The organism is Trinickia terrae, from assembly GCF_005144415.1.
GTDB classification, from domain to species: domain Bacteria; phylum Pseudomonadota; class Gammaproteobacteria; order Burkholderiales; family Burkholderiaceae; genus Trinickia_A; species Trinickia_A terrae.
This window is the reverse complement of record NZ_SWJE01000016.1, coordinates 1-26,237: the sequence shown is the minus strand read 5'-3', so window position 1 is coordinate 26,237 and position 26,237 is coordinate 1. Positions and strand designations below refer to the sequence as shown.

Below are 26,237 nucleotides of genomic sequence, written 5' to 3'. Positions count from 1 at the left end.
TCTTCGCGCTGTCCGTCAGTCCATCCAGTAGCGGCGATGCGTCTCGCGGTAGCGTTCGAGCGCGAGCACCCCGCCGCTCGCTTCGATGCGCACCGCGCCGTCGCGGTCGCTGCGCGTGAGGTCGATGCCGCGCGCCTCGTAGCGCGCCCACACGCCCCGGTCCGGATGGTGAAAACGATTGAGATAGCCTACCTGAAATACGGCGACGAGCGGATCGATAGAGTCGAGGAACGGCTCGGTCGACGAGCTCTTGCTGCCGTGATGCGGCACGACGAGCACCTCTGCGCGCAGAGCGTCCCGGGCGCGGGCGACCAGCACGCGCTCGGACGGTGCATCGACGTCGCCCGTCAGCAGCGCCGACATCCCCGGCGCGCTCACGCGCAGCACGCACGATTGTGCGTTCGATACTTTCGGCAGCGGCCCAGGGTCAGGCCAGAGCATGGCGAACTCGACACCGTCCCATTGCCAGCGCTGACCGGCCGAGCAGCGCAGTGTATCGGCGCCTGCCGTGCGGGCGGCGTCCCATAGCCGGTTCGACGGCGGCAGTCCGCCGAGCAGTTGCCGCACGCGGACCGCCTGCAGCACGGCGCCGGCGCCGCCCGCGTGATCGGAGTCCGCATGGCTGATCACGAGCGCGTCGAGCACCGGCACGCCGTTCGCCTGCAGGAACGGCGCGACGATGCGCTCGCCCGCGTGCGTCGATTCCGGGCCGGGACCGGTGTCGAAAAGCAGCGCGTGGCGCGCGGTCTCGATCAGGATCGACGAGCCTTGGCCAACGTCGAGCGCGGTGAGCCGGAACGTGCCCGCAGGCGGACCGGCCGGCGGAGGCAGGCAGAGCGGCAGCCATGTCAGCGGCGCGGCCCAGCGCAGCGGCCAGCCGCGCGGCAGCAGGCACCAGACGACGCCAGCCGCTGCGGCTGCGAGCGCCCAGGCGCTTGGCTGCGGCAGGCGCCAGACGGCCCATTGAGGGCCTGATATGGTTCGCAACGCGGCGATCAGGGCTTCGATCAGCGTGTGCGCAGCGTGAAACGCCCACGCGTCGATCGGCGCAGGCAACACCACGCCCGCGAGCACCGCCGGAGTGGCGAGCACGCTCACCCAGGGAATCGCGAAGGCGTTCGCAAACGGTCCGATCAAGGGAATCTGCGAAAACCAAAATGCCGTTAGCGGGGCAAGACCCAGCGTGACCGCATATTGAACGCGAGCCGCGCTCATCAGGCGTTCGCGCCAACGTATCAACCAGCGCCGCATGGCAGCGAGCGCCCGCGAAACGCGCGATGCGGGCGGCTCGTCATGCTCCGTCCAATCCGGAGCCTCATGACGCACGCGCAAATGCCCATGCACCACAAGCAAAATCGCTGCAACCGCGCCAAACGACAGCCAGAAACCGGGCGTGACAACAGCCCAGGGGTCGGCAAGCAAAACAATGCCGAGCGCCCACGCCAGCACCAGCGAGGGCGCCACACTGCGCCCGCTCACGAAGGCGGCGCTCACCACCGCCAGCATCCATAGCGCGCGCTGCGCAGGCACGTTGAATCCTGCGAGCGCCGCATAGAACGCGGCAAACGCCACGCCTGCCACGGCGGCGACGATCTGCGCCGGCACGATGAGCGGCCACTCGCAGCGGCTCACGCGCGCGAGAAAGCACGAGCGCCGCCACAAGCCTCCGGCGAGCGCCGCGCACAGTCCCGCCACGAGACTGATATGCAAACCTGAAATCGCAATCAAATGACTGGTGCCGGTGTTGCGCATCACGAGCCAGTCCTCCGCGCCGACTGCATCCTGCGCTCCAACGGCCAGCGCCATCACGATGCCGCGATGCGGCGCGTCGTCGAGCACGGCGCCGATGCGCGCACGCAACGCAAAGCGCCAGCGGCCGATCGTCAGCCCAACGCCGCTCGCCCTGCCCGGCAGACGCTTGGCTGCCGATGCCGCCGACACATACCCCGTCGCGCGAACATTGCGCGCCAGCAGCGCGGCTTCGGGATCGCGCACGCCGAAGTTCGCGTTGCCGTGCGGCCGCTTCAGCCGCACGGTCAATCGCCATCGATCGCCCGGCGCGAGAACCGGCAACGCTTCCGGCGCGCCCGTGCGATCGATCCACGCGAGCTGAAGCGTGGAAGGGAAATGGGCAATGCCAGTGGTGCGCCGGGCTTCATCGGTGTCGACAGCAAAGAGGAATCGCGTGCCGTTCGCGTCGCGCGAGGGCAATCCTTCGATGTGTCCCGCAAGTTCGATATCGCGCCCTTGCCACGAAACGGGCAACGCGTCGCGCAAACGGATTTCGGCTCGCCAGGCCGCATAGCCGAATCCGGCGAACACAGCCGAGACGACGAGCGCGCAAAACCCGGCATGTCGAAGCCAGCGTGTTCGACGCTTGAACGCCCATACGGCGAACGCGATCGCCACGGCAAGCAACGCCGCGCCGATGACCCAGTGCAGCGCTCCCGGCAAAGCCGCCTGCTGCTGCAAACAGAAAACGCCCAACGCAAATCCGCACAGCACCGCCCGCATCCGCCCTCCGCGCACGACATGCCGCGCCGGGAAAGCGCGGAGAACGCTACGCCGCGCGTGTCCGGCGCAGCGCGAACAACCGGGAACGATTATGCGGACGAAAGCGCGAGCCGGGGCAGCGCGGCGCGCGCGTTAGCCATTGTGCCTAGCGCCAGCTCGCTTTCTCCGATGCCGCGCAACTCGGCGAGCACCGCGCCGATACGCGGAATCTGATCGGGCGTATTTCGCTCTTTGTAGCGCCACGCGGGAGGGATATCGGGCGCATCGGTTTCGATGACGAGCGCGTCCAGCGGCAGTTGCTGCGCAAGACGCCGGATCTGCAGCGCCCGCTCGAACGTGACGTTGCCGCCGAAGCCCAGATGCATTCCGTGATCGATGAACGCCTGCGCCTGCTGGAAGCTGCCGTTGAACGCATGCGCGATGCCCTTGCGCACCGCATGGCGGCGCAGCCCCTTGAGCACCTGGTCCTGCGACTTGCGCACATGGCAGATCACGGGCAGGTCGAATTCGCGCGCGAGCTTCAGTTGCTCGTTGTAGAAGAACTGCTGCCGCGTGTCGTCGAGCCCCGGCACGAAATAGTCGAGACCAATCTCGCCAATGCCGACAAAGCGTGGATCGGCAAGGCTCGCTTCGATCTCCATGCGCAGCACGTCGAGATCGGCATCGCTGGCGCGAGGCGTGTAGAGCGGATGGATGCCAAGTGCGTACACGGCGCCCTCGACCCGCCCCGCCAGCTCCCGCACCGTCGCGAAGTTGCCGCGCTCGACGCCGGGAATCACGATCTGCGAGACACCCGCCGCGCGCGCCGCGCGTATGACATCGTCGCGGTCCGCGTCGAACTCGGAGGCGTCGAGATGGCAGTGCGTATCGATCCACATGGCCGGGTTTGCCGCAATACGGCGAATTGAGCGTCAGACAGGCACAGCGGGCTCTTCGTGCAGCACGCCGTCGCGCAGGCGCATGATGCGGTCGCAGCGCGCGGCGAGATCGGTGTCGTGCGTGACGATCACGAAGCTCGTCTCCAGCTTCGCCGACAGCTCGAGCATCAGGTTGAACACCGAATCGGCGGTGCTGCCGTCGAGGTTGCCGGTCGGTTCGTCGGCGAGCACGCAGGCAGGCTTCGTGACGAGCGCACGCGCAATCGCGACGCGCTGCCGCTCGCCGCCCGACAGCTCGCCCGGCCGATGCTTCGCGCGATGCGCAAGCCCGACGCGCTCGAGCGTCGCGAGCGCGTCGCGGCGCGCGTCTTCGGCCGGCATGCGCCGGATGCGCAGCGGCATCGCGACGTTGTCGAGCGCGCTGAATTCCGGCAGCAGGTGGTGAAACTGATAGACGAAGCCGAGCGCCCGGTTGCGCAGATCGTTGCGCTCGCGCTCGGCGAGCTTCGTGAACGGCTTGCCGAGCAGCGAGACCTGCCCCGCGGTCGGCTCGTCGAGCCCGCCGAGCACATGCAGGAGCGTGCTCTTGCCCGAGCCCGACGCGCCGACGATCGCGAGCTTCTCGCCACGCCGCACGGAAAGCTCCGCGTTGTTCAGCACCGCCACGTTGAGGCCGCCCTGCATGAACGCTTTCGAAACGCCGCTCGCTTCGAGCACGAAGCCGTTTGAGTTCTTATCCAAAGCCCGGGTGCCCGTCAGAGGTTGATCGATCACATGTTCATTCATAGCGCAGCGCCTCCGCCGGACGCACCTTCGCGCCGCGCCAGCTCGGATAGAGCGTCGCGAGCGCCGACAGCAGGAAGGCGATCACGCCGATCTTGGCGACGTCGCCCGGCACGAGCTCGGACGGCAGCTCGCTGATGAAGTACACCGACGGCGGCAGGAACTGCACGTGGAACAGATGCTCGATCATCGGCACGAGCCACGGGATGCTCCAGGCGATCAGGCAGCCGAGCGCGACGCCCGTGGCAGTGCCGGCGAAGCCGATCGTGATGCCCTGCACGACGAAGATCTTCATGATCGAGCCCGGCTGCGCGCCGAGCGTGCGCAGGATCGCGATGTCGGCCTGCTTGTTGGTGACGGTCATCACGAGCGACGACACGAGATTGAACGCCGCGACCGCGATGATCAGCGTGAGGATGATGAACATCATCCGCTTCTCGATCTGCACGGCCGAGAACCAGGTCTTGTTCTGCTGCGTCCAGTCGCGGATGTAGAGGTCGCCTGACAGCTGGTGAGTGAGCTCCTGAGCGACCTGCGGGGCCTTCTGCATGTCGGTGAGGCGCAGCCGCACGCCGGTCGGCGCGGAGAGGCGGAACAGCGCCTCGGCGTCGCGGATGTTGATCAGCGCGAGGGTGCTGTCGTATTCGTAGTGCCCCGATTCGAACACGCCGACCACGGTGAACTGCTTCAGGCGCGGCAGCATGCCGGCCGGCGTGATGGTGCCCTCGGGGGCGACCAGCGTGATCTTGTCGTCGATGCCCACGCCGAGGCTCGCCGCGAGGTCGGCGCCGAGCACGATGCCGAACTGGCCCGGCTCGAGCGCGTTCAGGCTGCCGGCCTTCATCTCCTTGCCGATGTCGGACACCTGCGGCTCCAGCGACGGCTCGACGCCGCGCAGCGCGACACCGCTCACGGCGTCCTGGCGCGTGAGCAGCGCCTGCGCTTCGACATACGGCGCCGCTCCGATCACTTCCTTGTTCTGCTTCGCCTCTTGCGCGGTCAATTGCCAATTGGGCATCGAACCCGTCGGCGAAAAGATTTCGACGTGCGCGAGCACCGACAGCATGCGGTCGCGCACTTCCTTCTGGAAGCCGTTCATCACCGACAGCACGACGATCAGCGCCGCGACCCCGAGCGCGATGCCCGACATCGACACGAACGCGATGAACGAAATGAAGCCGTTGCCGGTCGTGCGTTTGCCGGCGCGCGTGTAGCGCCAGCCGATCTGCCATTCGTAGGGAAGTTTCAAGCGAGTCCTTAATCTGGTCTTTCGGCGCGCGAGACGCGCAAGCCGCGCGGATATCGCGACCGGCACCGCCCGGGGCGAGCCCTCGCACGCCATCTTACGCGGCGGCGGCGCCGGCGCCTGCCGGTGAAGCGATCCGGCGAGCCGTCAATCAAGCGCGAAGTTTGCCATACAATGCGCACCATCATGCACGCCAACCGCCTCCATATCCTGCTGCCCTTCGCGCTGCCGACGGCCGCCGACGCCTCCACCGCACTGCACAACCTGGCAAGCCCGGCGCTCGAAAAGTTGCTCTCGCGCGCAAGCCTGGTCGAGCGCGTCGCCGGCGAGGATTTCCAGCGCACGCTGCCTCACGAACGCTGGGTCGCGCGCCAGTTCGGCGCCGTCGCCTCGAGCGCCGACGACGAAGCGCCGCTCGCGCCCTACATGCTGCTCGCCGATGGCGGCTCGCCCGGCGACGCCGTCTGGGCCTGCGTGCAGCCGGTCCACGTACGCATCGCCCACGACCATCTGGTGCTGATCGACCCGGCCTCGCTCGACTTGTCCGACGACGAAGCCGCGACGCTCCTGGCCGTCGCCAAGCCGCTCGTCGAAGAGCTCGGCGTGCGCATCGAAGCGCCTCGGCCGACGCGCTGGTATCTGTCGAGCGACACGTTCGGCCAGCTCGCCGGCGCGTCGCCGCTGCGCGCGAGCGGACGCAACATCGAGATCTGGCTGCCGCACGAGGCGCACACGGGGCAGCGCTCGCGCGCCTGGATGAAGCTGCAGAACGAAGTGCAGATGGCGTGGTTCGAGCATCCGGTCAACGAAGCGCGCGAGGCGCGCGGGTTGCCGGCCGTCAACTCGATCTGGATGCATGCGCAAGGCGCGGCGCAGGCAGTCAAAAGCCCGTTTGCGCTCGTGCTGTCGGACGCCGCGGCCACCCGCGGCCTTGCGCTCGCAGCTGGGGTCGAAGCGGCTTCGCCTCCGCCGTCGTTCGCCGCGCTTCAAGCCGCCGGCGACGGCGCCACCCTCGTCGAGCTGGACCCGTTCTCGTCGCCATTCATCGAGCAGGATTGGGCACGCTGGAATGCGGCGCTCGATGCGCTGGAGCGCGACTGGTTCGCGCCCGCGCTCGCAGCGCTGCAGCAAGGCCGCATCGGCGAGCTCGCGATGACGCTGTGCGGCGACACCGGCTCGTCGACACTCACCGTCACGCGCGGCGACCTGCGCAAATTCTGGCGCCGCCGCGTGCTGGCGTCGCTCTTCGAATGACACACGGCGGGCGACCTGCTTCGCACATGACTCAGCGCGCGACCGTCCGCCTCTCTATCGCTTTTACCGCATGACCCGAATCGTCACCCGCGCGTCGTCACCCGCCGATGCAGAAGCGCTGATCCGTCACGGCATCCATCCCGTGCTGGCCCGTCTCTATGCCGCACGCGGCGTCCGCCAGCCCGGCGAGATCGAAACGGCGCTCGCCCGCCTCGTCACCCCGGCGAGCCTCAAGGGCTGCGCCGACGCCGCCGTCCTGCTCGCCGACGCGCTCGAGCAGAAGCGCCGCATGCTCGTCGTCGCCGACTACGACTGCGACGGCGCGACCGCGTGCGCCGTCGCCGTGCGCGGCCTGCGCATGTTCGGCGCGCAGATCGGCTATCTCGTGCCGAACCGCTTCGAATACGGCTACGGGCTCACGCCCGAGATCGTCGAGCTCGCGGCCTCATCGGGCAAGCTCGGCCCGTCCGGCAAGCCCGATCTGCTGATCACGGTCGACAACGGCATCGCAAGCGTCGACGGCGTCGAGGCGGCGAACGCGCTCGGCATCGACGTGCTCGTCACCGACCACCACCTGCCCGGCGACGCCCTGCCGGACGCGCGCGCGATCGTCAATCCGAACCAGCCGGGTTGCACGTTTCCGAGCAAGTGCATCGCGGGCGTCGGCGTGATGTTCTACGTGCTGCTCGCGCTGCGCGCGGAATTGCGCCGGCGCAACGCGTTCGGCGCTGCGGCGGGCCAGCGTCCGGAGCCGCGTCTCGACGGCCTGCTCGACCTCGTCGCGCTCGGCACGGTCGCCGACGTCGTCAAGCTCGACGGCAACAACCGCGTGCTGGTCGCGCAAGGCCTGCAGCGCATCCGCAACGGCCGCATGCAGCCAGGCATCGCCGCCCTCTTCCGCGCCGCCGCGCGCGACGCGAAAAGCGCCTCCGGCTTCGACCTCGGCTTTGCGCTCGGGCCGCGTCTGAACGCGGCGGGGCGCCTGTCCGATATGTCGCTAGGCATCGAGTGCCTGACCACCGACGATGTCGGCCGCGCCTGGGAGCTCGCGCAGCAGCTCGACGCAATGAATCGAGAGCGCCGCGAAATCGAAGCGGGCATGCAGCAGCAGGCGCTAGCGGACCTGTCGACGGTCGATCCGGCGGGCACGGCCACCATCACGCTCTTCAACCCGGACTGGCATCAGGGCGTGATCGGCATCGTCGCGGGCCGGCTGAAGGAGAAGTTCCATCGGCCCTCGTTCACGTTCGCGCTCGCCGACGACAGCGGCGCGCTCGCCAAGGGCTCGGGCCGCTCGATCGCGGGCTTCCACCTGCGCGACGCGCTCGACCTGATCGCCAAGCGCGAGCCCGGTCTCATCGCCAAGTTCGGCGGCCACGCGATGGCAGCGGGCGTCACGCTCGCCGCCGCGGATATCGCGCGCTTCACGGCAGCGTTCGAAGCCGTCGGCCGCGAATGGCTCTCCGAAGACGCGCTCGCGCGAGTGGTCGAAACCGATGGCGACCTCGAGGAGGCCTACTTCACGCCACAGTTCGTCGAGATGCTCGACGCCGCGGTCTGGGGCCAGGGGTTTCCGGCGCCGGTGTTCTCGGGCGAATTCGACATCGCATCGCAGGCGCTCGTGAAGGACAAGCACCTGAAGCTGCAGCTCGCGCGCGGCCGCCAGCGCTTCAACGCGATCTGGTTCAACCACACCGAGCCGCTGCCCGCGCGCGCGACGCTCGCCTACCGGCTTGCGCGCGATACGTGGAACGGCGTATCGCGCGTGCAGTTGATCGTGGAGCATGCGGCGGGTTGATCGATGGAATCGGCGGGGCGCCATCGCACCCTCGCTCCTGCGTCACAGCGCCTCGCCCTATCCCATCCGGACGACCGTTACAGCCTGCGACCGACCTGCTATCATTGATAGCAATGATAGCAACGGAGGTACCCCATGCCCAATCTGCTGGTTCGCGGCGTCGACGATGAACTCGTGCAAAACCTGCGTGAGCAGGCTGCAGCTCACGGGCGCAGTTCCGAGGCCGAGCATCGCGAAATCCTTTCGCACGCACTCAAGCGCGTAAAGCGCAAGAGTCTGGCCGAAGTGCTGATGGCCATGCCGAACGTCGGCGAGGACGCCGATTTCGAACGCGTCGCCGATTCGCCCAAGGCCGCGAATGTATTTGGTTGATACTAACGTCATCAGTGAAGCGAGAAAGCGCGAGCGCGCCGACAAAGGCGTGCGCGCGTTCTTCCGCCAGGCCGTCAAGGATTCCGCCGATCTCTATCTTTCGGTCGTGACGGTCGGCGAACTGCGGCGCGGCGTCGAGCTGATCCGCCACCGAGGCGACGCGAAGCAAACCGCACTGCTCGAAAAATGGTTCAATGCGCTCGTCAGCGATTTCGCGCATCACATCCTGCCGATCGACGCCGACATCGGCCAAGTCTGGGGCGCCCTGCGCGCGCCGCGCGCGGAGAACGCGATCGACAAGCTGATCGCAGCCACCGCCTTGATTCACGACCTGACCGTCGTCACGCGCAACGTCGACGATTTCGCGGGCACCGGCGTCGCGGTCCTCAACCCGTTCGCCCGGTCCGCCCGGTCAGAATAACCGGCGCCGTGCACTGCTCACGCCGCGCCGAACCCCATCCGCGCCGCCGCCCCGCCATGTCGATCGGCTATAATTTCTCCTTTTTACGAAGCCGAACAGATCGACATGGAAGCGGAACGTCTCAACGTGATCGAAAGCTCTCTTGCGGACCTGCGCCATCGCGCGGGCGAGCTACGGGGGTATCTTTGACTACGACGCCAAAGCCTCGCGTCTAGCCGAAGTCAACAAGGAACTCGAAGACCCTGACGTCTGGAACGACTCGAAGCACGCCCAGGCGCTCGGCAAGGAAAAGAAGCTGCTCGACGGCGTCGTCATGACGCTCACGGCGCTCGACAACGACCTGCGCGACACGCAGGATCTCTTCGACATGGCGCGCGAAGAAGCAGACGACGACACGCTCGTCGCCTGCGAAGCGGACGCCGCGGCGCTCGAACAGCGCGTGGCCGACATGGAATTCCGCCGGATGTTCTCGAACCCGGCCGACCCGAACAACGCCTTCATCGACATCCAGGCCGGCGCCGGCGGCACCGAAGCGTGCGACTGGGCCTCGATGCTGCTGCGCCAGTACCTGCGCTACTGCGAGCGCAAGGGCTTCAAGACCGAGGTGCTCGAAGAGTCCGAGGGCGACGTCGCCGGCATCAAGAGCGCGACGATCAAGGTCGAAGGCGAATACGCGTACGGCTTCCTGCGCACCGAAACCGGCATTCACCGCCTCGTGCGCAAGTCGCCGTTCGATTCGTCGGGCGGCCGCCACACGTCGTTCTCGTCGGTGTTCGTGTACCCGGAAATCGACGACTCGTTCGAAGTCGACATCAACCCGGCCGACCTGCGCATCGATACCTTCCGCGCCTCGGGCGCGGGCGGCCAGCACATCAACAAGACCGACTCCGCCGTGCGGATCACGCACATGCCGACCGGCATCGTCGTGCAGTGCCAGAACGACCGCTCGCAGCACCGCAACCGCGCCGAAGCGATGGCGATGCTGAAGTCGCGCCTCTACGAAGCGGAGATGCGCAAGCGCCAGTCCGAGCAGGACAAGCTCGAGTCGAGCAAGTCCGACGTGGGCTGGGGCCACCAGATCCGCTCCTACGTGCTCGACAACAGCCGCATCAAGGATCTGCGCACCAACGTCGAAATCAGCAACACCAAGAGCGTGCTCGACGGCGACCTCGACGAGTTCATCAGCGCCAGCCTCAAGCAAGGCGTGTAAGTTCCAACAGCCAATCATCATGACCGAACTGACCCAGCCGGCCGCCGTGCCCGCCGCCCTGCCTGAGCAGGACGACAACCAGATCATCGCCGAGCGCCGCGAGAAGCTGCGCGCGCTGCGCGAGCGCGGCGTAGCCTTCCCGAACGACTTCCGTCCGACGCATCACGCCGACGACCTGCGGACGGCCTACGCGGATACCGACAAGGACGCGCTCGAAGCAAGCGCGCTCAACGTGGCCATCGCCGGCCGCATGATGCTCAAGCGCGTGATGGGCAAGGCGAGCTTCGCGACGGTGCGCGACGGCTCCGGGCAGATCCAGTTCTTCATCACGCCGGCCGACGCCGGCGAAGAGACCTACGAGGCGTTCAAGAAGTGGGACCTCGGCGACATCGTCGCGGCGCGCGGCGTGCTCTTCCGCACCAACAAGGGCGAGCTGTCGGTGCGCTGCACGGAGCTGCGTCTTTTGTCGAAGGCGCTGCGTCCGCTGCCGGACAAGTTCCACGGCCTCGCCGACCAGGAAATGCGCTATCGCCAGCGCTACGTCGACCTGATCGTCACGCCCGAGGCGCGCAAGACCTTCGTCGCGCGCACCAAGGCCGTTTCGTCGATCCGCAAGTTCATGTCGGACGCGAGCTTCATGGAAGTCGAGACGCCGATGCTGCACCCGATCCCGGGCGGCGCGGCGGCCAAGCCGTTCGTCACGCATCACAACGCGCTCGACATGCAGATGTTCATGCGCATCGCGCCCGAGCTCTACCTGAAGCGGCTGATCGTCGGCGGCTTCGAGCGCGTGTTCGAGATCAACCGGAATTTCCGTAACGAGGGCGTGTCGCCGCGCCACAATCCGGAATTCACGATGATGGAGTTCTACGCCGCGTACACCGACTACACGTGGCTGATGGACTTCACCGAGCAGCTGATCCGCCAGACGGCGATCGACTCGCTCGGCACGGCCACGATCACCTACCAGGGGCGCGAGCTCGACCTCGCCAAGCCGTTCCATCGCTTGACGATCACGCAGGCGATCCAGAAGTATGCGCCGCAATACACCGACGGCCAGCTCTCCGATAGCGCCTTCCTGCGCACCGAGCTGAAGAAGTTCGGCGTCGACACGACGCAGCCCGCATTCCTGAATGCAGGCGTCGGCTCGCTTCAGCTCGCGCTCTTCGAAGAAACGGCCGAAGCCCAGCTCTGGGAGCCGACCTACATCATCGACTACCCGATCGAAGTGTCTCCGCTCGCGCGCGCATCGGACACGCGCGAAGGCATCACCGAACGCTTCGAGCTCTTCATGACGGGCCGCGAAATCGCCAACGGCTTCTCCGAGCTCAACGATCCGGAAGACCAGGCTGCGCGCTTCAAGAAGCAGGTCGAGCAGAAGGACGCGGGCGACGAGGAAGCGATGTTCTACGACGCCGACTACATCCGCGCGCTCGAATACGGCATGCCCCCGACGGGCGGCTGCGGCATCGGCATCGACCGCCTCGTGATGCTCCTGACCGACAGCCCGAGCATCCGCGACGTGATCCTGTTCCCGCACCTGCGCCGCGAGGACTGACGCGGCTCAGGTGGAAATTCTGGCCGGATATTTGTAACTGCCGGTAAATGCTGCCCGACGCGGTTTGTCGGGCAGTTTTCATTTGTGCTCACGCCCCTCGGGCGACGGCGATCTCGCACGGTAGAGCGCAAGCGCTCGCCGCAAGCCCGCTGCAAACAGTTACAAATCGAAACGCAATACCGTGCCAATCGGCGGAGACTATTGTCTTAGGTAAATCGACTCTGCTTAGACGGAGGTTCCAAATGGACAACCAGAACACGCCGACCACGCCGCATCGCCGTCTTCATCCGCTCATCGCCACTGCGGCGGCGGGCGTCATCGTCGCGAGCCTCGCCGCCACCGCGGCGATCACGGGCCTGTTCCCGAAGGCATCGAGCTCCGACTCGCTCAGCAACCAGACCCAGGCAGCCGCGGTCACCGCGCAGCCGCAAGGGGTGGTCGATTCGTCCGCGCCGGCCAAGCTGGCGGCCAACGGACAAGCCGATCAGCAAGCGGGCTCGGCCGCGCCTCAAGAACAGCCGCAAACGACGGCTCAGCAGCCCGCAACCGCGGCTCCTGCAGCGCCCGTCGCACCGGCTCAGGCTCAACAAGCGGCACAACCCGCTCAGCCTCAATATGCGCAACAGCCAGCGCAACCTCAGTACGGACAGCGGCCGGCGCAGCCGCAATACGCGCAGCAGCAGTCCCAGCCGGCCCCGGCGTACTGCGCCAGCTGCGGCACAGTTGAATCGATCGTCGCTATCAAGAAGGAAGGTCATGGCACCGGTATCGGCGCCGTCGGCGGCGCAGTGGCGGGCGGCCTCGTCGGCAACATGTTCGGCCACGGCAACGGCCGCGCGGCAATGACCGTGCTCGGCGCGGTCGGCGGCGGCTTCGGCGGCAATGCGCTCGAAAAGCACCTGCGCAGCGAAACCGATTATCAAGTCCGGGTGAGGATGGAAAACGGCCATACGCGCTATTTCACGTACCACGATGCGCCGCCGTTCCAGCAAGGTGAGCGCGTGCGGATTGAGAACGGCACTCTCGTGGCCGGGTAACCGGCTCGAGCAGCCGCGCAAGGCTTGCTCGTCGGCATGAAAAAAGGCGATTCGGAAATCCGAATCGCCTTTTTTCCATCTGGGCGCCTGCCACTGCTTGCAGCCTAATTCATTCAGCCGCGTCCTCGATCCAGGCCAGCTGAATCGCCTCGAGAATCTTTTCGTTCGACCGCTCCGGATCGTCGTCGAAGCCTTCGAGTTCGGTGACCCAGCGATGCAAGTCGGTAAACCGCACATATTGCGGATCGATATCCGTGTGCTTGTCGGTCAGGGCCATCGCGATTTCTTGCGTATCGGTCCACTTCATGGCGTCTCGCTCCTTAGGATCTTGCTCAGTGATTTTCCTTCGCGTGGTTGATCGAATAGCGCGGAATCTCGACGACGAGATCCTCGTTATCCGGCACGACCGCCTGACACGATAGCCGCGACGTCGGCTCGAGCCCCCAAGCCTTGTCGAGCAGATCGTCCTCGTCCTCTTCGGACGGCGTCAGCGCGTCGAACCCTTCACGCACGATCACATGACACGTGGTGCAAGCGCAAGACTTTTCGCAGGCATGCTCGATTTCGATACCGTGTTCGAGCAGGCTGTCGCACACGCTCTTGCCCGGCACGGCGTCGATCACGGCCCCGTCCGGGCACAGTTCGACGTGAGGCAGCACAACGATTTGAGGCATACGAATTCCGTTTTGACTGGGTGGCGCGGCGGCGCTCGAGCGCCGCCGCATGTTACCGGCGGCTTGCAGCGCCGCCTAAGATTCGTCGGACTCGATCAGATCTCGTCCAGCTTGCGGCCCGTCAGGGCGAGCCGAATGCCCTTGTCCATGCGGCGCGCGGCGAACTCGTCGGTTTGCGCCGCGAGCGCCTTGGTGGCCGCTTCGATCGCGCCGGTGTCGTCGCCCTTGGCAAGCGTGCGCAGGCTCTCGAGCACCGCGTCGACTTCGGCGCGCTCATCGGCGGCAAGCAACTCACCGTCGACGGCAAGCGCCGCTTCGGTTGCTTCCACGAGGCGATCCGCTTCGACCTGCGCTTCGCGCAGCGCGCGTGCGCGCATGTCGATTTCGGCGGTCTTGAAGCTCTCTTCGAGCATCCGCGCGACGTCGTCGTCCGCGAGGCCGTACGACGGCTTCACGACCACCGACGCCTCCACGCCCGAATGCTGCTCGCGCGCAAACACCGACAGCAAGCCGTCCGCATCGACCTGGTACGTCACGCGGATGCGCGCCGCACCGGCCGCCATCGGCGGGATGCCGCGCAGCTCGAAGCGCGCGAGCGACCGGCAGTCGGACACCAGTTCGCGCTCGCCCTGCACGACGTGGATCGCCATTGCCGTCTGGCCGTCCTTGAAGGTCGTGAAATCCTGCGCGCGCGCAACGGGAATCGTCGAGTTGCGCGGGATGATTTTCTCGGTAAGACCGCCCATCGTCTCGACGCCGAGCGAGAGCGGAATCACGTCGAGGAGCAGCCAGTCGTCGCCGTCCGCGCCCCGGTTGCCGGCGAGCAGATCGGCCTGGATCGCCGCGCCCAGCGCGACCACTTGATCCGGATCGAGATTGACGAGCGGCGGCTGACCGAAGAACGCCTCGACCGCGCGCCGGATCACCGGCATGCGCGTCGCGCCCCCGACCAGCACGACGCCTTTGACATCCTTCGGCGCGATCTTGGCATCGCGCAGCGCCTTCTTCGTCGGACCGAGCGTGCGCTGCACGAGGTCCTGAACGAGATCGGCGAATTCGCTCTCGGCGACTGCGATGTCGAGCTTCGCGCCGCTCGAGAGCGTCACCTCGAGCATCGCGCTCGGCGCCGACGACAGCGCTTCCTTCGTCTCGCGCACGCGATCCAGCAGCAAGCGCACGTCTTCGTGCGACAGGCTCCGCGCCGCGATGCCCGCCTTCGCGAGCACGTGCCGGAAAAGCGCGTGGTCGAAGTCGTCGCCGCCGAGCGCGGAGTCGCCGCCCGCTGCAAGCACTTCGAACACGCCCTTCGTGAGCTTCAGGATCGACAGGTCGAACGTGCCGCCGCCGAGGTCATAGACGGCATAGAGCCCTTCCGCGCCGTTGTCGAGCCCGTAGGCGATCGCAGCCGCAGTCGGTTCGTTCAGGAGGCGCAGAACATTCAGGCCGGCGAGGCGCGCAGCGTCCTTGGTCGCCTGGCGCTGCGCTTCGTCGAAATAGGCAGGCACGGTGATGACCGCGCCGACGAGCTCGTCGCCGAGCGTATCCTCGGCGCGCTGGCGCAGCGTCGCGAGAATTTCCGCGGACACCTCGACCGGGCTCTTCACGCCGTCGATCGTGCGGATCTGCACCATGCCGGGCGCATCGACGAAGTCATATGGCGCATTTTCATGGCCTTCGACCTCCTCCTTGCCACGCCCCATGAAGCGCTTGACCGACACGATGGTGTTGCGCGGATCGGAAGCCGCCTCCGCCTTCGCGGTGTGGCCGATGCGCCGGCCGCCCTTCGCCAGATAGCGGACCACCGACGGCAGCAGCAGGTTGCCGTGCTCGTCGGGCAGCACTTCGGGGATGCTGCTGCGCACCGCGGCGACGAGCGAGTTCGTCGTGCCGAGATCGATGCCGACAGCGAGACGCCGTTGATGCGGCGCGGGCGCCATGCCGGGTTCGGAAATTTGCAGTAAAGCCATCAGTACGTTTCGGGGTTCGTGCGTCCCCGCCATTATCGCGTTGCAGGGCGTCACCGTGTGCGCAGTGTTCGTGCGCACCGGCTGCCCGTTGTCGTCAGTGTTCGAGTCTTTCGATTTGTGCGCCGATCTCCGCCGCAACGCGTTCGATGAACATCAATTGCCGCACCGCCTCTGCCGCTGCCTGGTCGGCGCCGCTGTCGAGCAGCGCGGCGAGCTTGTTGAAGCGCGCTCGCTCCTCGTCGCGCAGCTCGTTCAAGAGCGCATCGAGAGCGTCGATGTTCCTTGCCGCCGCTGCATCCTCCACGCCCTCGCGCCATTCCATCTGCTGCATGAGGAATGCCGGCTCCATCGCCGTGTTGCTTTCCATCGCGACATCGACCCCGCGCAGCGACAGCAAGTACATCGCGCGCTTCAGCGGATCGCGCAGCGTGCGATACGCTTCGTTCGCACGCGTGGCCCATTGCATCGCGATGCGCTTTTGCGCGTCGCCGGCCGCGGCGAAGCGGTCCGGATGGACTTGTGTTTGCACGGTTCGATACGCGTGCTCGAGCGCTTCGGCATCGAGCGTATAGCGCGCCGGCAGCTGGAAAAGGTCGAAGTGGCTGTCGCTGATCGAGGCCATCACATTACGTCGTCAGTCATCGTTGGAAGCGGATGGGGCCGCGAAAAACAGGAGGCCAGCAAACAAAAAGGCGGCCCGCGCCGCCTCTTTCCCACCCGCGCTTTGCATGGGACCCGAGTAAGTGCCGAAGCACCAACTCGGCTCGACAAAGGCGTTTACACGCGGAACGATTCGCCGCAGCCGCACTCATCCTTCACGTTCGGGTTGTTGAACTTGAAGCCCTCGTTCAACCCCTCGCGCGCGAAGTCGAGCTCCGTGCCGTCGATATACGCCAAGCTCTTCGGATCGACCACAACCTTCACGCCGTTGCTCTCGAACACCTGATCCTCGGGCGCGACCTCATCGACATATTCGAGCTTGTAGGCCAAGCCGGAGCAGCCCGTCGTGCGCACGCCGAGCCGCAGCCCGACCCCCTTGCCCCGCCGCGTCAGGTACTTCTGCACATGCTGCGCGGCCTTTTCGGTCATCGTAATTGCCATAGCGTTCTTCCCGTCCCGCGGCCCGCCCCTCAGGCGACCTGTTGCTTCGCTTCTTCCGGCGATTGCGCACCGCCGTGACGCTGCTTGTAATCGGCGACAGCAGCCTTGATCGCGTCTTCCGCAAGGATCGAGCAGTGGATTTTCACCGGCGGCAGCGCGAGCTCCTCGGCGATCTGCGTGTTCTTGATCGAAAGCGCCTGATCGAGCGTCTTGCCCTTCACCCACTCGGTGACGAGCGAGCTCGACGCGATCGCCGAGCCGCAGCCGTAGGTCTTGAACTTCGCGTCTTCGATGACGCCATCGGCGCCGACGCGGATCTGCAGCTTCATCACATCGCCGCACGCGGGCGCGCCGACCATGCCGGTGCCGACCGCATCGTCGTCCTTAGCGAACGAGCCGACATTGCGCGGGTTTTCGTAATGGTCCAGAACTTTGTTGCTGTAAGACATGATCACACTCCTTGATTCGATTCAGCGGGCGTTCGCTCGCGACGCCCGGGCGGCAACTGGCGGCTTACCGGGCGGCTCAGTGCGCGGCCCACTTGATCGTCGACAGATCGATGCCGTCCTGGTGCATTTCCCAAAGCGGCGACAGATCGCGCAGTTTTGCAATCTTGCTCTTCAACAGATTGACGACGTAATCGACATCCTGCTCCGTCGTGAAACGGCCGACCGTGAAGCGGATCGAGCTGTGCGCGAGCTCGTCGTTGCGGCCGAGCGCGCGCAGCACATACGACGGCTCGAGCGACGCCGAAGTGCACGCCGAACCCGACGACACCGCGACATCCTTGATCGCCATGATCAGCGACTCGCCTTCGACAAAATTGAAGCTGATGTTCAGGTTGTGCGGAATGCGCTGCTCCATGTCGCCGTTGACATAGACCTCGTCGATCTCCGAGAGGCCGCGCAGCAGCTTGTCGCGCAGCATCCGCACGCGCTCGTTTTCCGTCGCCATTTCTTCGCGCGCGATCCGGAACGCTTCGCCCATGCCGACGATCTGATGCGTCGCCAGCGTGCCCGAGCGCATGCCACGCTCGTGGCCGCCGCCGTGCATCTGCGCTTCGATGCGCACGCGCGGCTTGCGGCGCACGTAGAGCGCGCCGATGCCCTTCGGGCCATAGGTCTTGTGCGCCGAGAACGACATCAGGTCGACCTTGAGCTTGTTCAGGTCGATTTCGACCTTGCCCGTGGCCTGCGCCGCGTCAACGTGGAAAATGATGCCTTTTTCACGGCAGATTTCGCCGATTGTCGCGATGTCCTGAATCACGCCGATCTCGTTGTTCACGAACATCACCGACGCGAGGATCGTGTCCGGGCGCAACGCGGCCTTGAACACATCGAGGTCGACCAAGCCGTCGGCCTTCACGTCCAGATACGTGACATCGAAGCCTTCGCGCTCGAGTTCGCGGCAGGTGTCGAGCACGGCCTTGTGCTCGGTCTTCACCGTGATGACGTGCTTGCCCTTGCTCTTGTAGAAATGCGCTGCGCCTTTGATCGCGAGGTTGTCCGACTCCGTCGCGCCCGACGTCCAAATGATCTCGCGCGGATCGGCATTGACGAGCGCCGCGACGTTCTCGCGCGCTTCCTCGACCGCCCGCTCCGCGTCCCAGCCATACGAGTGGCTGCGCGATGCGGGGTTGCCGAATTGCTCGCGCAAGTACGGAATCATCTTGTCCACCACGCGCGAATCGACCGGCGTCGTCGCGCTGTAATCCATGTAAATGGGCAGGTGGGGAATATCGTTATTCATCAATCGCTCCGGGGAATCAATGCACAGCGCTACGGCTGACGGTTCGGCTCTGTGGGGATGAGCGTCTATGAACTCGTCGCCATATTGAAAACGGAATTCGGTCCTTTCGGCACGACCCGCGCGGGTTCGGCAGCCGGCGCCTCGGTGCGGCGATCGCGCAGCACGGCAGGCGCGCCTTCGCGCGAGCGCTGCTGGTCGACCAGGTCCTTCAGGGAGACGGAATCGAGATACTCGACCATCTTCTGGTTGAGCGTGGCCCACAGCTCGTGGGTCATGCAGTGGCCATCGTGCTGCTTGGTGCCTTCGCAGCTGCCCTTGCCGCCGCACTGAGTGGCGTCGAGCGGCTCGTCGACCGCGATGATGATGTCGGCCACCGTCACATCCTCCGCGCGGCGCGCGAGGTTGTACCCGCCGCCGGGTCCGCGGACGGATTCGACGATTTCATGACGGCGCAGCTTGCCGAACAACTGCTCGAGATACGAGAGCGAGATGCGCTGGCGCTGGCTGATGCCGGCCAGCGTCACCGGGCCCTGCTCCTGGCGCAATGCCAAGTCGATCATCGCCGTGACGGCGAAACGGCCTTTCGTGGTGAGTCTCATAATTGGGGGAGCTGCAATTCTCGACGGTTTTGGTCAAGTATAAATACATGACAAATTTAGTCAAGTATCCCTATCTCGATTCCGGTTATTAGCGGAGCGGATGACTAATTTCCAGCCGCCAGCCTGACGCGCAGATCAGCGAGCAGGCCCTGGCATGCTTCTTCGCACTGATCCAGCACCGTTTCGAATCCTCGCGCGCCGCCAAAATAAGGATCTGCGACTTCGAGGCGTCCACTCCGAGGAGCGAACTCCATCAGCAGGCGCACCTTGTGGCTTTGCTCTGTCGAACACAGCTTGCGCAATTCACGCAGGTTCGCCTCGTCCATGGCCAGCAGCAAGTCGAAGCGCTCGAAGTCGGCTTTGGCGATCTGCCGGCCGCGCAGCGCTGACAGATCGTAGCCGCGTTGCAGCGCGGCGCCCTGCGCCCGAGCATCCGGTGCTTCGCCGATGTGCCAGTCTCCAGTACCGGCCGAATCGATGACAATCCGCGACTGCAATCCCGCCGCCTCGACCTGCGTGCGCATCACCGCCTCGGCGGTAGGCGAACGGCAGATGTTGCCGAGGCAGACAAAGCAGATCGCAACAGAATTCATCGAGGATGCCAAGAACCTGGAAAGCGGCCGAACAAAGCCGACCCGCGATTATACAAAGGCGAGCGATTCCTCGTCGGACGCACTAACGCGCTTACGAAGCCTCCGACGCGCCAAACGGCGCGCCGCGGCGCACCACCGGCAGCTCTTTTGCCGTACCGCCGTCCGTGATGTAGCCGTAGGAAACCGTCCGGGCCAGTTCCGCCGTGACTTGACGCGCGGCCAGTGGCGCGTGCGTGGCGGCATCGCCGTATGCGTGCAGGTAAGCGACTGCGGCGAGCGGCACGATAACCGCCAGCGGCCAGTAGATCGATATTTTCTTTTTCATGATGTGCTCTCTCTCGGGAATGGCGCGCAGTAACGACCCATGGCGCCGAGTCCAAATTCTATAGACAGGACCTATCGAGAAAAAGCACCGAATAGCGAATGCAGTGTTGCATTGGGACAAACAATCGTCGTATGCGCGCGGAACCATCTTGGCGCGATGCGCGAGGGCGCACCGCCAAACCCTCGCCCCCGCCAAGCCAGCGATGCGATCAGCCGATATGGCTGCGCTGCGCGGCGTACAACTCGCGAAACGTCCGCCCGACCGGCGCCGGCATATCGCGCGTCGCCGTCCAGCCCTGCGCGAGCGGCAGGCGCGAAATCGCGCGCCGCTGCCCGCCGGCGCGCTCGAGCACGCGCACAGCGAGCTTCGTCACCAAGTTATACAAGCCCGGGCGCAGCGCGAGGAAACCCCAGACGGCCAAGCCCGCGCGCTCCCGCCACGGCCGCAAATGCCGCTCCATCTGCTTTTCGCGCAGCTTGCGCAAGAGATCCGAGAGCGGAATCCCCACCGGACAGACGCTGTTGCACTCGCCGCACAACGTTGCCGCCTGCGGCAGATCGAGCGCCTTGTCGAGGCCGACATAACTCGGCGTCAGCACCGACCCCATCGGCCCGGGATAGACCCAGCCATAGGTATGACCACCCACCTTCTGATACACCGGGCAGTGATTCATGCAGGCGCCGCAACGGATGCAGCGCAGCATCTCCTGGAACTCGCCGCCGATAAGCCCCGTGCGGCCGCCGTCGACGAGCACGACATACATATGCTCGGGCCCATCCTGGTCGCCCGCCGCGCGCGGCCCGGTCAGGACGGAGAAATAGTTCGACGTGGTCTGCCCCGTCGCGGAGCGCGGCAGGAGACGCATCGCGGTAGCAAGGTCCTCGAGCGTCGGCAGCACCTTCTCGATACCCGTCACCGCGACATGCACGCGCGGCATCACGGTGCACATCCCCTCGTTGCCTTCGTTCGTCACGAGCGCCACCGAGCCGGTCTCGGCGATCACGAAATTGCCGCCCGTCACGCCCATGTCGGCCGACAGGAAGTGAGGCCGCAGCACCTCGCGCGCCTCGCGCGTCATTTCCGGGATTTCCGTGAGGCGCGCGCGCCCATGCGTCTTCGCGAACAAGTCCGAGATCTCTTCCTTGTCCTTGTGGACGACGGGCGCAATGATGTGGCTCGGCGGCTCGTTGTCATTGATCTGCAGGATGTACTCGCCGAGGTCCGTCTCGATCGACTGCACGCCCATTTCGCCGAGCACCGCGTTCAGGCGCATCTCCTCGGTCACCATCGACTTCGTCTTGATGACCTTCTTCACCTCGTGCTGCTTCGCGATATCGGCGACAAGCCGGGCCGCGTCTTGCGTCGTTTCCGCGAACAACACCGTGACGCCGCGGCGCGTCGCCTCGCGCTCGAACGTCTCGAGCCAGACGTCCAGGTTTTCGAGCGCGCGATTGCGGCGCGCCTTCAGCGCGGCGCGCGTCGCCGGGAAATCGATCGCGGTCATCGAGGCCGCGCGCGCCGAGACGAACTTCGTCGACAGCTTGGTCAGGTTCTGCTGGAGACGCTGGTCCGCAAGCTTCTGGCCCGCGCGCGCCTTGAACTGCATCGATTGAACTTGCATGGGGCGACCTTGGAGGAAAAGAGGAAAGCGCGGCGGCTGGCCGCTTCACGCGTCGCCGGCAAGAACCTGTGCGATGTGCAGGACGCGCGTCTTGGTGTCGCCAGTGCGCCGCAGGCGCCCCTCTATATTGAGCATGCAGCCGAGGTCGCCGAGCACGACGGCATCCGCCCCGCTTGCCTGGATATTCGCGCATTTCTCGTCGACGATCGCCGTCGAGATATTTCCGTACTTCACCGCGAAGGTTCCGCCGAAGCCGCAGCAGTGCTCGCAACCCTTCATCTCGGTGAGCGCCACGCCGGCTTGCGCGAGCAGCGCGCGCGGCTGCACCTTGACGCCCAGCTCGCGCAGCCCCGAGCACGAGTCGTGATACGTAACCGATCCCTCGAACCCGAGCGGCGCCAGTTCGATTTTCGCGACGTTGACGAGAAAATCGGTCAGCTCGAAGACCTTCGGACGCAGCCGTCCGTAGCGGCTCATCAGTTCGGGATCGTCAGCGAACAAGTCGCCGTAGTGGACGCCGATCATGCCGCCGCACGAGCCGGACGGCACCACGATATAGTCGAACTGCTCGAACTCGCGGAGTGTCTTCTCGGCGAGATCGCGCGCGAGACGCCGTTCTCCGGAGTTGTAGGCGGGCTGCCCGCAACAGGTCTGCGCCGGCGGAACGACGACTTCGAAACCCGCGCGCTCGATCAGCTTGATGACGGAGAACCCGATCTCCGGGCGCATCATGTCAATCAGGCAGGTCACGAACAATCCGACACGCATAGCCCCTCCTTCGAGAAAACATCTGCGATTATCCGCTGTTTGGTTCGCATCTCCAACGCCAAAACGGGCGGGAAAGCCCGAATCTCCGGCCCGAGGCAGGCCTCGAACGCCGTTCGCTTTTTTCACGATACGAGATACAATCGACTCTCCCGCTGTTGACGCGTCAAACGATTTTTCACGATGAGCGAAACGAATCCGGATTCCAAAACGTCGATTCAGGTCATCGAACGCATGATGCGCCTGTTGGACGCTCTCGCCGACCATACCGACCCGGTCAGCCTCAAGGAACTCGCGCAGCGTACGGAACTGCATCCGTCGACGGCCCACCGCATCTTGAACGACATGGTGACGTGCCGCCTCGTCGACCGCTCGGATCCGGGCACCTATCGCCTCGGCATGCGCCTGCTCGAACTCGGCAATCTAGTCAAAGCACGGCTTTCGGTGCGTGACGCCGCACTCCAGCCGATGCGCGAACTGCATCGGCTGACTGGGCAAACCGTCAATCTGTCGGTCCGGCAAGGCGACGAGATCGTCTATATCGAGCGCGCCTATTCCGAGCGCTCAGGCATGCAAGTGGTACGCGCGATCGGCGGCAGGGCGCCGCTGCATTTGACCTCTGTCGGCAAGCTCTTTCTTGCCGCTGACGAAGCGTCGCGCGTACGCGCCTACGCTACGCGCACGGGGCTTTCGGGCCACACGCAGAACAGCATCACGGATCTTTCGAAACTCGAGCGCGAATTGCTGCACGTGCGGCAGCAGGCCTGCGCGCGCGATAACGAAGAGCTCGAACTGGGCGTGCGCTGCATCGCCGCAGGTATTTACGACGATACGGGCAAGCTTGTCGCAGGCCTGTCGCTGTCCGCACCGGCTGACCGGCTCCAGGACGCTTGGCTTGCCCATTTGAGCCAGACCGCGCTCGTGATTTCCGAATCGCTCGGATACCGGCCCGAAGCCGCGCCGACCGACGCCCAGAAACGCGCTTGAACATCGGGATAGGGGCGCTCAGGTAGCCTGAGCGATCCCCTCCCACATACATGGACGCCCCCGTTTTGCAAGGCCTTCGCGAACGATCGGCAGATGGGATTGAGATTGCGGCCATACATCCGGACTGTTGAGGAGGCGACAGCAACGCCTCTGTCCCTGATGGAATCTGCTGATCGGGCTCTAATCACCACCTCGCGCTCGAAGCGCCTGTGGGAGGGCAGAGTATTCCGATCCCGGTCCAACCTATCTTGCCATCACGTCACGATTGCCCAAGCAACCTCCTGGGGGAGCCTTAACTGAACCCGATCGGATTACTCGGCGTTTGTGGACGGCGCGTAATCCGACCGGAACGCAGTGCCTTGCGTGAGCAGAGCCCAGGCAATGCGGGCGTTCCTGTTGGCGACTGCCACCACGGCGACGTTCTTGTGACGGCGCGTCAGCAGGCGTTGAAGCCAGCCCGAGAACGCATCATCCTTGTTAACGCAATATCGGACGACAGCCCGCGCGCCGTGCACCATTAACGTACGCAAGTAGGTATCGCCGCGCTTCGTGATGCCCAGCAGTGTTGGCTTGCCTCCACTCGAATGCTGTCGTGGCACCAGGCCTAGCCAGGCCGCCAGTTGCCGGGCGTTGCTGAAGGATCTGGCGTCGCCGATTGACGCAACCAGGGCACTGGCTGTGATCGGACCGATGCCAGGAATGGCCGCCAGCCTGCGGCTGGCATCATTCGCGTGATGCCAGGCTTTGATCTGCGTCTCGAGCTCTTCGACCTGTCGGTCAAGTTCCTTCAGGTGATCCGTCAGGCGCTGTATCAGCAGGCGGAATGACCCCGGCAATTCATGGTCAGCGTCTTCGATGAGTTCGTGCACCATTTGCGTAATGCTGCTGATACCTTGGGGGATCACGAGACCAAATTCCCCTAGCAGTCCACGGATCTGGTTGGCCTGCGCCGTGCGAGCGCGGACGAACCCCTGGCGGGCGCGGTGCAATGCGAGAACCGCCTGTTGGTCGGCATTCTTGATGGGCACAAACCGCATGTTTGGACGTGACACGGCTTCACATATGGCTTCCGCATCGGCAACGTCGTTCTTGTTCGTCTTCACGTAGGGCTTGACGAACTGGGGAGCCATGAGCCGCACCGTATGGCCGAGCGCCTGCAGCTTACGTGCCCAGAAGTGGGCGCTGGCGCAGGCTTCCATGCCGATCACGCAGGGAGGAAGGTTCGCGAAGAACGCCACCATCTGGTGCCGCTTGAGCTGCTTCTTTAACACGGTCTTGCCGTGCTCATTCACGCCGTGGACCTGGAAGATGTTCTTGGCGAGGTCAATGCCGATCGTAGTAACGTTCATGGTGACGCCCTCCTCCGATGAAGGTGGTGTTTCGACAGCCTCACCACTTTGACACGGCGATGCCGTTTCGGACGGGGGCGTCCATTCCATTACCACCCGGCATGCGGGTCCGCACCGGGCGGTTCGAGCCGTTGAGGTCATGAGAGCCGAGGTACGCCAAGCCGGTCGAAGTAGGCGATGGGCAGGGCTCGGTTCAGTAACAAGTAACTGTTGCGCCACCAGCGGCAGCTGTTCGCCGCCACCCTGCGGGCCTCTTGTTCCGAAGCGCCCAGCGCTCGCAACTCCCGGTACATCGTCGTGCCCCGACGCCAGTGCTTGAGCTGCATCGCGCGCAGCCGGTGCCTGATCCACTCGTCGAGCGTGCGGAACACCCTGGGCGTCTGGGCCAAGTGGAAGTACGCCTTCCAACCCGGTATATACGCCCGCAGTCGCTCCACGCACTCCGGCAGGCTGCGCCCGCCCGAGCGGCGTGTCATTTCCCGGATGCGCTGCTTGAAGGTCGCCAGCGCCTGACGGGCAACCGCGCATTTGATTCGCCCGTCCGAACTGCGCCACAGTTCGTAGCCCAGGAACTTGCGATCGGTCGCCTGCGCCACCGCCGTCTTGGCCTCGTTGACCTTCAGGTGAAGCCGCTCGTAGAGCTTGCGCAAGCCGTCCAGCACTCGTTCACCCGACCTCCGACTGCGCACATACACATTGCAGTCATCGGCGTAGCGCACGAAGCGGTGGCCACGTTTCTCTAACGTCCGATCCACCTCGTCCAGCAGTACATTGGCCAGCAGCGGCGAGAGCGGCCCGCCTTGCGGCGTGCCCTCGTATCGCTCACTGACCACCCCGCCATCCATGATTCCGGCCACCAGGTAATGGCGTACCAGCCGCAGCACGGCCTTGTCCTCGATCCGCCTCGAGAGCCGCTCCATCAGAATGTCGTGATTGACCCGATCAAAGAACTTCTCCAGATCCACATCGACCACCATCCGGTAGCCGTCCTGCACATGCCGTTGTGCCATCAGCACCGCGTCACGCGCACGCCGTCCCGGTCGGAAGCCGTAGCTGTGTTCGGAGAATGTCGGATCAATGATGGGCTGCAGAACTTGCAGCAGGGCTTGCTGGATCAGCCGATCCGTCACCGTCGGTATCCCCAGTTCACGCCTCCCGCCGCCAGGTTTCGGTATCTGGACTCGCTTCACCGGCGCGGGCCGGTAGCTGCCGTCCAGTAATGCATCCCGAATCCGGGGCCAGTGCGTCTTGAGATAGTCCGCCGTCTCGGCGATCGACTTCCCATCCACCCCGGCACTGCCGCGATTGGCTTTGACGCGTTTCCACGCCATCACCAGATTCGCTCTCGCGAGCACCTGCGATAGCAGACTGTCTCGCCCCAAGCCTCCAGTTTCGTCTCGCGCCGTCCGTGCTTCATCACGCACCGCTTCCGGCTC

At 65.3% G+C, this 26,237-nt stretch carries 26 protein-coding genes; 8 read left to right on the top strand and 18 right to left on the bottom strand.

Features of this window, described 5'->3' with window-relative positions:
- Window positions 1-15: 15 nt before the first annotated feature.
- The 4 genes from FAZ69_RS26385 to FAZ69_RS26370 form a co-directional block, all read right to left on the bottom strand.
- Window positions 16-2,514: a DNA internalization-related competence protein ComEC/Rec2 gene (locus FAZ69_RS26385; RefSeq protein WP_136898047.1), complete on the bottom strand. Its 2,499-nt coding sequence runs from the start codon at window positions 2,512-2,514 to the stop codon at window positions 16-18.
- Window positions 2,515-2,603: 89 nt separating this feature from the next.
- Window positions 2,604-3,392: a TatD family hydrolase gene (locus FAZ69_RS26380; protein WP_136898046.1), complete on the bottom strand. Its 789-nt coding sequence runs from the start codon at window positions 3,390-3,392 to the stop codon at window positions 2,604-2,606.
- A 33-nt stretch (window positions 3,393-3,425) separates the two neighbouring features.
- On the bottom strand, window positions 3,426-4,166 hold the full coding sequence (gene lolD / locus FAZ69_RS26375) for a lipoprotein-releasing ABC transporter ATP-binding protein LolD (protein ID WP_439654803.1): 741 nt from the start codon (window positions 4,164-4,166) through the stop codon (window positions 3,426-3,428).
- A gap of 4 nt (window positions 4,167-4,170) precedes the next feature.
- Window positions 4,171-5,424 carry a lipoprotein-releasing ABC transporter permease subunit gene (locus FAZ69_RS26370; RefSeq protein ID WP_136898044.1) on the bottom strand — a complete coding sequence of 418 codons (1,254 nt, stop codon included), beginning with the start codon at window positions 5,422-5,424 and terminating at the stop codon, window positions 4,171-4,173.
- A gap of 171 nt (window positions 5,425-5,595) precedes the next feature.
- On the opposite strand from FAZ69_RS26370, the gene FAZ69_RS26365 reads away from it, so the two are divergent.
- The 7 genes from FAZ69_RS26365 (at window position 5,596) to FAZ69_RS26335 (ending at window position 13,071) form a co-directional block, all read left to right on the top strand.
- Complete coding sequence (locus FAZ69_RS26365) at window positions 5,596-6,675, top strand: regulator (RefSeq protein ID WP_136898043.1); 1,080 nt, start codon at window positions 5,596-5,598, stop codon at window positions 6,673-6,675.
- A gap of 70 nt (window positions 6,676-6,745) precedes the next feature.
- Window positions 6,746-8,473 carry a single-stranded-DNA-specific exonuclease RecJ gene (gene recJ / locus FAZ69_RS26360; RefSeq protein WP_136898042.1) on the top strand — a complete coding sequence of 576 codons (1,728 nt, stop codon included), beginning with the start codon at window positions 6,746-6,748 and terminating at the stop codon, window positions 8,471-8,473.
- 135 nt (window positions 8,474-8,608) lie between these two features.
- Window positions 8,609-8,845 carry a FitA-like ribbon-helix-helix domain-containing protein gene (locus FAZ69_RS26355; RefSeq protein WP_136898041.1) on the top strand — a complete coding sequence of 79 codons (237 nt, stop codon included), beginning with the start codon at window positions 8,609-8,611 and terminating at the stop codon, window positions 8,843-8,845.
- Window positions 8,832-9,266 carry a type II toxin-antitoxin system VapC family toxin gene (locus FAZ69_RS26350; RefSeq protein ID WP_136898040.1) on the top strand — a complete coding sequence of 145 codons (435 nt, stop codon included), beginning with the start codon at window positions 8,832-8,834 and terminating at the stop codon, window positions 9,264-9,266. The genes FAZ69_RS26355 and FAZ69_RS26350 overlap by 14 nt, the downstream gene beginning before the upstream one ends.
- A gap of 105 nt (window positions 9,267-9,371) precedes the next feature.
- A protein-coding gene (gene prfB / locus FAZ69_RS26345) for a peptide chain release factor 2 (protein ID WP_136898039.1) occupies window positions 9,372-10,476 on the top strand; the annotation gives its coding sequence in 2 pieces (ribosomal slippage) (window positions 9,372-9,452 and window positions 9,454-10,476; 1,104 coding nt in all).
- A gap of 19 nt (window positions 10,477-10,495) precedes the next feature.
- Complete coding sequence (lysS, locus tag FAZ69_RS26340) at window positions 10,496-12,034, top strand: lysine--tRNA ligase (RefSeq protein WP_136898038.1); 1,539 nt, start codon at window positions 10,496-10,498, stop codon at window positions 12,032-12,034.
- A gap of 242 nt (window positions 12,035-12,276) precedes the next feature.
- Window positions 12,277-13,071, top strand: coding sequence for a glycine zipper 2TM domain-containing protein (locus tag FAZ69_RS26335; protein WP_136898037.1), 795 nt, complete (start codon window positions 12,277-12,279; stop codon window positions 13,069-13,071).
- Window positions 13,072-13,180: 109 nt separating this feature from the next.
- Here FAZ69_RS26335 and iscX read toward each other — a convergent pair whose 3' ends face one another.
- From iscX to FAZ69_RS26275, 12 genes are all read right to left on the bottom strand, one after another.
- On the bottom strand, window positions 13,181-13,378 hold the full coding sequence (gene iscX / locus FAZ69_RS26330) for a Fe-S cluster assembly protein IscX (protein WP_136898036.1): 198 nt from the start codon (window positions 13,376-13,378) through the stop codon (window positions 13,181-13,183).
- Between the two features lie 25 nt (window positions 13,379-13,403).
- Window positions 13,404-13,745: an ISC system 2Fe-2S type ferredoxin gene (fdx, locus tag FAZ69_RS26325; protein WP_136898035.1), complete on the bottom strand. Its 342-nt coding sequence runs from the start codon at window positions 13,743-13,745 to the stop codon at window positions 13,404-13,406.
- A gap of 95 nt (window positions 13,746-13,840) precedes the next feature.
- Window positions 13,841-15,712, bottom strand: coding sequence for a Fe-S protein assembly chaperone HscA (gene hscA, locus FAZ69_RS26320; RefSeq protein ID WP_136898034.1), 1,872 nt, complete (start codon window positions 15,710-15,712; stop codon window positions 13,841-13,843).
- A gap of 94 nt (window positions 15,713-15,806) precedes the next feature.
- The gene (gene hscB / locus FAZ69_RS26315) at window positions 15,807-16,334 is read right to left on the bottom strand and encodes a Fe-S protein assembly co-chaperone HscB (RefSeq protein ID WP_136898033.1); all 528 of its coding nucleotides are present in this window, start codon (window positions 16,332-16,334) and stop codon (window positions 15,807-15,809) included.
- 155 nt (window positions 16,335-16,489) lie between these two features.
- Window positions 16,490-16,813, bottom strand: coding sequence for an iron-sulfur cluster assembly protein IscA (iscA, locus tag FAZ69_RS26310; RefSeq protein WP_136898032.1), 324 nt, complete (start codon window positions 16,811-16,813; stop codon window positions 16,490-16,492).
- A gap of 29 nt (window positions 16,814-16,842) precedes the next feature.
- Window positions 16,843-17,262, bottom strand: coding sequence for a Fe-S cluster assembly scaffold IscU (gene iscU / locus FAZ69_RS26305; RefSeq protein ID WP_136898031.1), 420 nt, complete (start codon window positions 17,260-17,262; stop codon window positions 16,843-16,845).
- Window positions 17,263-17,338: 76 nt separating this feature from the next.
- Window positions 17,339-18,562, bottom strand: coding sequence for an IscS subfamily cysteine desulfurase (locus tag FAZ69_RS26300; protein ID WP_136898030.1), 1,224 nt, complete (start codon window positions 18,560-18,562; stop codon window positions 17,339-17,341).
- 65 nt (window positions 18,563-18,627) lie between these two features.
- Window positions 18,628-19,161 (bottom strand): Fe-S cluster assembly transcriptional regulator IscR, encoded by a 534-nt coding sequence (gene iscR, locus FAZ69_RS26295; RefSeq protein ID WP_136898029.1) that lies wholly within the window; start codon window positions 19,159-19,161, stop codon window positions 18,628-18,630.
- A 104-nt stretch (window positions 19,162-19,265) separates the two neighbouring features.
- Window positions 19,266-19,754 carry a low molecular weight protein-tyrosine-phosphatase gene (locus FAZ69_RS26290; RefSeq protein WP_136898135.1) on the bottom strand — a complete coding sequence of 163 codons (489 nt, stop codon included), beginning with the start codon at window positions 19,752-19,754 and terminating at the stop codon, window positions 19,266-19,268.
- A gap of 91 nt (window positions 19,755-19,845) precedes the next feature.
- A complete protein-coding gene (locus tag FAZ69_RS26285; RefSeq protein ID WP_136898028.1) occupies window positions 19,846-20,079 on the bottom strand; it encodes a hypothetical protein in 234 nt (77 codons plus the stop codon).
- 208 nt (window positions 20,080-20,287) lie between these two features.
- Entirely contained in the window at window positions 20,288-21,700 is a 1,413-nt protein-coding gene (locus FAZ69_RS26280; RefSeq protein ID WP_136898027.1) for a lactate utilization protein B, read from the bottom strand.
- 45 nt (window positions 21,701-21,745) lie between these two features.
- On the bottom strand, window positions 21,746-22,468 hold the full coding sequence (locus tag FAZ69_RS26275; RefSeq protein WP_136898026.1) for a (Fe-S)-binding protein: 723 nt from the start codon (window positions 22,466-22,468) through the stop codon (window positions 21,746-21,748).
- Between the two features lie 180 nt (window positions 22,469-22,648).
- Here FAZ69_RS26275 and FAZ69_RS26270 point away from each other — a divergent pair, with 180 nt between their 5' ends.
- A complete protein-coding gene (locus tag FAZ69_RS26270; RefSeq protein WP_136898025.1) occupies window positions 22,649-23,452 on the top strand; it encodes an IclR family transcriptional regulator in 804 nt (267 codons plus the stop codon).
- A gap of 311 nt (window positions 23,453-23,763) precedes the next feature.
- Here FAZ69_RS26270 and FAZ69_RS26265 read toward each other — a convergent pair whose 3' ends face one another.
- Together FAZ69_RS26265 and ltrA are read right to left on the bottom strand one after the other, a co-directional pair.
- Window positions 23,764-24,801, bottom strand: a complete 1,038-nt coding sequence (locus FAZ69_RS26265; protein ID WP_136898024.1) for an IS110 family RNA-guided transposase — start codon at window positions 24,799-24,801, stop codon at window positions 23,764-23,766.
- A gap of 137 nt (window positions 24,802-24,938) precedes the next feature.
- On the bottom strand, window positions 24,939-26,237 hold a 1,299-nt coding region (gene ltrA, locus FAZ69_RS26260), incomplete at its 5' end, for a group II intron reverse transcriptase/maturase (RefSeq protein WP_439654801.1).

What these genes read in the sequence shown, in the direction of transcription:
- FAZ69_RS26385 (WP_136898047.1), bottom strand. Translation starts at nt 2,514, where the DNA reads ATGCGGGCGGTGCTGTGCGGATTTGCGTTGGGCGTTTTCTGTTTGCAG.
- FAZ69_RS26380 (WP_136898046.1), bottom strand. Translation starts at nt 3,392, where the DNA reads ATGTGGATCGATACGCACTGCCATCTCGACGCCTCCGAGTTCGACGCG.
- FAZ69_RS26365 (WP_136898043.1), top strand. Translation starts at nt 5,596, where the DNA reads ATGCGCACCATCATGCACGCCAACCGCCTCCATATCCTGCTGCCCTTC.
- recJ (WP_136898042.1), top strand. Translation starts at nt 6,746, where the DNA reads ATGACCCGAATCGTCACCCGCGCGTCGTCACCCGCCGATGCAGAAGCG.
- FAZ69_RS26355 (WP_136898041.1), top strand. Translation starts at nt 8,609, where the DNA reads ATGCCCAATCTGCTGGTTCGCGGCGTCGACGATGAACTCGTGCAAAAC.
- FAZ69_RS26350 (WP_136898040.1), top strand. Translation starts at nt 8,832, where the DNA reads ATGTATTTGGTTGATACTAACGTCATCAGTGAAGCGAGAAAGCGCGAG.
- lysS (WP_136898038.1), top strand. Translation starts at nt 10,496, where the DNA reads ATGACCGAACTGACCCAGCCGGCCGCCGTGCCCGCCGCCCTGCCTGAG.
- FAZ69_RS26335 (WP_136898037.1), top strand. Translation starts at nt 12,277, where the DNA reads ATGGACAACCAGAACACGCCGACCACGCCGCATCGCCGTCTTCATCCG.
- iscX (WP_136898036.1), bottom strand. Translation starts at nt 13,378, where the DNA reads ATGAAGTGGACCGATACGCAAGAAATCGCGATGGCCCTGACCGACAAG.
- fdx (WP_136898035.1), bottom strand. Translation starts at nt 13,745, where the DNA reads ATGCCTCAAATCGTTGTGCTGCCTCACGTCGAACTGTGCCCGGACGGG.
- hscA (WP_136898034.1), bottom strand. Translation starts at nt 15,712, where the DNA reads ATGGCTTTACTGCAAATTTCCGAACCCGGCATGGCGCCCGCGCCGCAT.
- hscB (WP_136898033.1), bottom strand. Translation starts at nt 16,334, where the DNA reads ATGGCCTCGATCAGCGACAGCCACTTCGACCTTTTCCAGCTGCCGGCG.
- iscA (WP_136898032.1), bottom strand. Translation starts at nt 16,813, where the DNA reads ATGGCAATTACGATGACCGAAAAGGCCGCGCAGCATGTGCAGAAGTAC.
- iscU (WP_136898031.1), bottom strand. Translation starts at nt 17,262, where the DNA reads ATGTCTTACAGCAACAAAGTTCTGGACCATTACGAAAACCCGCGCAAT.
- FAZ69_RS26300 (WP_136898030.1), bottom strand. Translation starts at nt 18,562, where the DNA reads ATGAATAACGATATTCCCCACCTGCCCATTTACATGGATTACAGCGCG.
- iscR (WP_136898029.1), bottom strand. Translation starts at nt 19,161, where the DNA reads ATGAGACTCACCACGAAAGGCCGTTTCGCCGTCACGGCGATGATCGAC.
- FAZ69_RS26290 (WP_136898135.1), bottom strand. Translation starts at nt 19,754, where the DNA reads ATGAATTCTGTTGCGATCTGCTTTGTCTGCCTCGGCAACATCTGCCGT.
- FAZ69_RS26285 (WP_136898028.1), bottom strand. Translation starts at nt 20,079, where the DNA reads ATGAAAAAGAAAATATCGATCTACTGGCCGCTGGCGGTTATCGTGCCG.
- FAZ69_RS26280 (WP_136898027.1), bottom strand. Translation starts at nt 21,700, where the DNA reads ATGCAAGTTCAATCGATGCAGTTCAAGGCGCGCGCGGGCCAGAAGCTT.
- FAZ69_RS26275 (WP_136898026.1), bottom strand. Translation starts at nt 22,468, where the DNA reads ATGCGTGTCGGATTGTTCGTGACCTGCCTGATTGACATGATGCGCCCG.
- FAZ69_RS26270 (WP_136898025.1), top strand. Translation starts at nt 22,649, where the DNA reads ATGAGCGAAACGAATCCGGATTCCAAAACGTCGATTCAGGTCATCGAA.
- FAZ69_RS26265 (WP_136898024.1), bottom strand. Translation starts at nt 24,801, where the DNA reads ATGAACGTTACTACGATCGGCATTGACCTCGCCAAGAACATCTTCCAG.